This window comes from Aldersonia kunmingensis (assembly GCF_001646865.1).
GTDB lineage: Bacteria > Actinomycetota > Actinomycetes > Mycobacteriales > Mycobacteriaceae > Aldersonia > Aldersonia kunmingensis.
On record NZ_LRRB01000049.1, the window covers coordinates 1 to 3,732 of the forward strand.

Annotated in this window: 4 protein-coding genes; 1 reads left to right on the forward strand and 3 read right to left on the reverse strand. The window is 65.8% G+C overall.

Translation table 11 applies throughout. The annotated features are described in order from the left end of the window. From A8G08_RS03800 to mqo, 3 genes are all read right to left on the reverse strand, one after another. A partial coding sequence (locus A8G08_RS03800; RefSeq protein ID WP_157108393.1) for an AAA family ATPase occupies positions 1-398 on the reverse strand: 398 nt, incomplete at its 3' end. Between the two features lie 67 nt (positions 399-465). Next, positions 466-906 (reverse strand): GNAT family N-acetyltransferase, encoded by a 441-nt coding sequence (locus A8G08_RS03805; RefSeq protein WP_068270354.1) that lies wholly within the window; start codon positions 904-906, stop codon positions 466-468. Positions 907-919: 13 nt separating this feature from the next. Then, complete coding sequence (gene mqo, locus A8G08_RS03810; protein ID WP_084435927.1) at positions 920-2,518, reverse strand: malate dehydrogenase (quinone); 1,599 nt, start codon at positions 2,516-2,518, stop codon at positions 920-922. A gap of 236 nt (positions 2,519-2,754) precedes the next feature. On the opposite strand from mqo, the gene A8G08_RS03815 reads away from it, so the two are divergent. Then, a complete protein-coding gene (locus A8G08_RS03815; RefSeq protein WP_068270359.1) occupies positions 2,755-3,720 on the forward strand; it encodes an alpha/beta hydrolase in 966 nt (321 codons plus the stop codon). Positions 3,721-3,732 lie beyond the last annotated feature (12 nt).

Sequence of the window (3,732 nt, forward strand, 5' to 3'; positions counted from 1 at the left end):
TCGACCAGATGATCGTGCAACAGGTTGACCTCGTCGACGTACAGCACGCCGTGGTGCGCGGCCGCGAGCAGGCCGGGCTGGAAAGCTGTCTCGCCCTCGCGCAGCACCTTTTCCAGGTTCAGCGATCCGACGACACGGTCCTCGGTTGCCCCGACCGGAAGTTCAACCAGGCGGCCGCGCCGAGCGCCGTCCTCGTCCGTGACGGGCGGCAGCAGCGCCGCGAGTGCGCGCACAACAGTCGACTTCGCAGTGCCCTTCTCGCCGCGGACCAGGACGCCGCCGATACCGGGATGTACCGCGCACAGCACGAGCGCGAGGCGCAACCGGTCCTGCCCCACGACCGCGCTGAACGGGAATCCCACATCGCCATCGAGGGCGGAACGGTCGGCTGAAGTCACCCGCCAACTGTAGGCACAGCGGCATCAGGCCCGCGAAACGGCACTACGACGGAGTCGATCCGCCCGGCTAGTTGCGCTGCATCGGCACGTGCGGAATCCCGTCGAGCGGGAACTCCGGACCGACGGGCTTGAAGCCATGTTTGGCGTACATATCCACCAGGTAGGTCTGCGCGTTCAGCACGCAGCGGGCCGGGCCCACCTCGGCGAGCGCCGCCTGCAGCAGCCGGGTCGTATGTCCCTCACCGCGCACGTCCGTTCGCGTGCACAAACGGCCGATCCGGAAGGTCTTGCCGTCCTCGTGCTCCTCGAGCAGACGGATCGTGGCAATGACCTCGCCGTCCTGTTCGAGCCAGAAGTGCCGGGTCTCCGGCTCCAGATCGCGTCCGTCCAACTCCGGGTACGGGCACTTCTGCTCGACAACGAACACCTCGACACGCAGCTTGAGCAACTCGTAGAAAGTGCTCGAGCTCAGGTCGTAGGACCAGGACCGGTTGAGGGTTGCCGTCATGTGGCTTTGACTATCACACCGAAGCGGCGTGTGCGAGTCGCGCGGACTCGTCCGCCCCGGGCACCTCGTCCTCGCGAAGCTGAAGAACGTTCGAGGACCAGTCCCAAACCTCTTGGAAGAGCTTCTCGTTCTCGGCAAGCTTCACGCCGAGCGAGGGGACCATCTCCTTGAGCTTCGGCTCCCACGACGGGTACTCGCGGGCGAAGCACTTCTGCAGGACGTCGATCATCGCGGGCACCGCGGTGGACGCGCCCGGCGATGCACCGAGCAGACCGGCCATGGTGCCGTCCTCGGCCGTGATGACCGCGGTACCGAACTCGAGCACGCCGCCGACGCCCTTGCGCCGGATGACCTGCACGCGCTGGCCGGCGGTGATCAGCTCCCAGTCCTTGGCAACGGCCTTGGGAATGAACTCACCAAGGGTGTCCACCCGGTCGGATGCCGACTGCAGCAGTTCGCCGATGAGGTACTTGGTCAGGCCGAGCTCGGTGAGGCCGACGCCGACGAGCGAGCCGAGGTTGTTCGGCTTGATCGACTTGGGCAGGTCGGTGAGCTTGCCTTCCTTGAGGAACTTCGGCGTCCAGCCCGCGTACGGGCCGAACAGCAGGCCGGGCTTGCCGTCGATCACGCGAGTGTCGAGGTGCGGCACCGACATCGGCGGGGCGCCGACGGCGGCCTTGCCGTACACCTTCGCGTGATGCGCCTCGATGAGGTCGCGGTTCGTGCAGCGCAGGAACTGGCCGCTGACCGGGAAGCCACCAAATCCCTTGGCCTCCTTGATGCCCGACTTCTGCAGCAGCGACAGCGCGCCGCCGCCGGCACCGACGAACACGAAGCGGGCGGTGACCGTCCGGCTCTTCAGGGTGCGGGTGTTGCGCACCTTCACCTTCCAGCGCCCATCGGACAGGCGGGAAATGTTGCGGACCTCGTGGCCGAAGTTGACCGCACCGCCCGCACTCGAGATGTGGTTGAGCAGCTGCTTGGTCAGCGCGCCGAAGTCGATGTCGGTGCCCTCGTCGCTCCAGTTCAGCGCGACCGGGTCCGAGAAGTCACGGCCCTTAGCCATCAGCGGCAGGCGCCGGGAGAACTCGTCGGGGCCGTCGATGAATTCCATACCGGCGAAGAGCGGGTTGCCGGCGAGCGCGTCATAGCGGGCGCGCAGGTATGCCACGTTGTCGGCGCCGTGCACAAAGCTGACGTGCGGGATGGGGTTGATGAAGTCCTTCGGGTCGTGCAGCACGCCGCTTTCGACCGCGTGGGCCCAGAACTGCCGCGACACCTGGAACTGCTCGTTGACGGTGATGGCCTTGGTGATATCGACCGTGCCGTCCGGGTTCGCCGGGGTGTAGTTCAGCTCGCACAGCGCGGAGTGACCGGTACCGGCGTTGTTCCACGGGTCGCTGCTCTCCGCAGCCGCGGCCTCGAGACGCTCGAACAGCGTGATCGACCAATCGGGTTGCAGCTGCTTCAGCAGCGTCCCGAGGGTGGCGCTCATGATACCGGCGCCGATAAGTACGACGTCGGTAGTGCTGTCCGAATCCACTGCTGATTGCGACACGGTGAGTTCGACTTCCTTGTCTGTGGTGCGGGTACCGTCTCTACCTGCGGGCATTTCGATCCATGGCTCGAGCGGGTTACCCTCTCGAGCCCGCGCGCACTCCGGTGAGATCCGGTGTTCGCGCATTCGTCGGGCGACAGGTTACCCGCCATTCACCTAACTAGATTGTGCCCCTCACGGAGGCCGACAAGCTCCCGTAAATTGGGAATGTGACGCATAACGCGCAACCAGCGGCGAAGTGGTCCGATTGGCAACCGGATGTTCTCGGCGAGGGGTACGAGCAGTCCAGCATGCCGCTCGGTCTCGACCCCGAGGGCGAAGGCGACATCTACTCCACGCTGGTCAGGCACGTACCAGCCGGAACCGGAAAGCCCACCGCAGCCGTCCTCTACTTGCACGGCTACACCGACTACTTCTTCCAGCGTCATCTGGCGGAGCACTTCGCGGGGCTCGGATATACGTTCTACGCCATCGATTTGCGCAAGTGCGGTCGGTCACATCGGCCCGGGCAGACCCCGCATTATGTGTCGGACCTCACGCTCTACGACGCCGAATTGGACGCGGCAGTGGCAAAGGTGCGCGCCGATACGGATTCCGATGTCCTTCTTATGGCCCACTCGACAGGCGGATTGATCCTGCCGCTGTGGCTCGACCGACTGCGGCGCAGCGGCAACCTCGCCGGGATCAGCGGGCTTGTGCTGAACAGCCCCTGGTTCGACCTTCAGGGCCCGGCTTTCGTACGCCATATCGGCACCACGATCATCCAGACGGTCGGCCGGTTCCGCGGGCTGTCGGTCCTGCCCGGGAAAGGCATCGACACCTACGGCGCGAGCCTGCACGTGAGCGCCAAGGGCGAATGGGAGTACGACCTCGACTGGAAGCCGCTGACCGGCTTCCCGGTTCGGTTCGGCTGGCTACGCGCGATCCGGGCGGGCCATCAACAGTTGCACCGCGGACTGGACGTCGGGGTACCCGCCCTGATCCTGCGGTCGAAGCTCACACGATTCAGTCGCGAGTACGGCCCCGAGGTCGATGTCGCCGATGCGGTGCTCGACGTCAAACAGATCCAGCGGTGGTCGGGCTGCCTGGGCGAACGCACAACGATCGTGCCGGTCGAGGACGCGCGCCACGACGTGTTCCTGTCCGCGCCCGCGCCCATGGCGAAGGCATTCGAAGAACTCGACCTTTGGTTGGATTGGCTGCATGCACACCGGTCTGCGTCGACCGACGCGCGGAAACCGCACGTCGCCGGCTGAGCCGGCTGAATC

What these genes read in the sequence shown, in the direction of transcription:
- A8G08_RS03805 (WP_068270354.1), bottom strand. Translation starts at nt 906, where the DNA reads ATGACGGCAACCCTCAACCGGTCCTGGTCCTACGACCTGAGCTCGAGC.
- A8G08_RS03815 (WP_068270359.1), top strand. Translation starts at nt 2,755, where the DNA reads ATGCCGCTCGGTCTCGACCCCGAGGGCGAAGGCGACATCTACTCCACG.
- mqo (WP_084435927.1), bottom strand. Translation starts at nt 2,518, where the DNA reads ATGCCCGCAGGTAGAGACGGTACCCGCACCACAGACAAGGAAGTCGAA.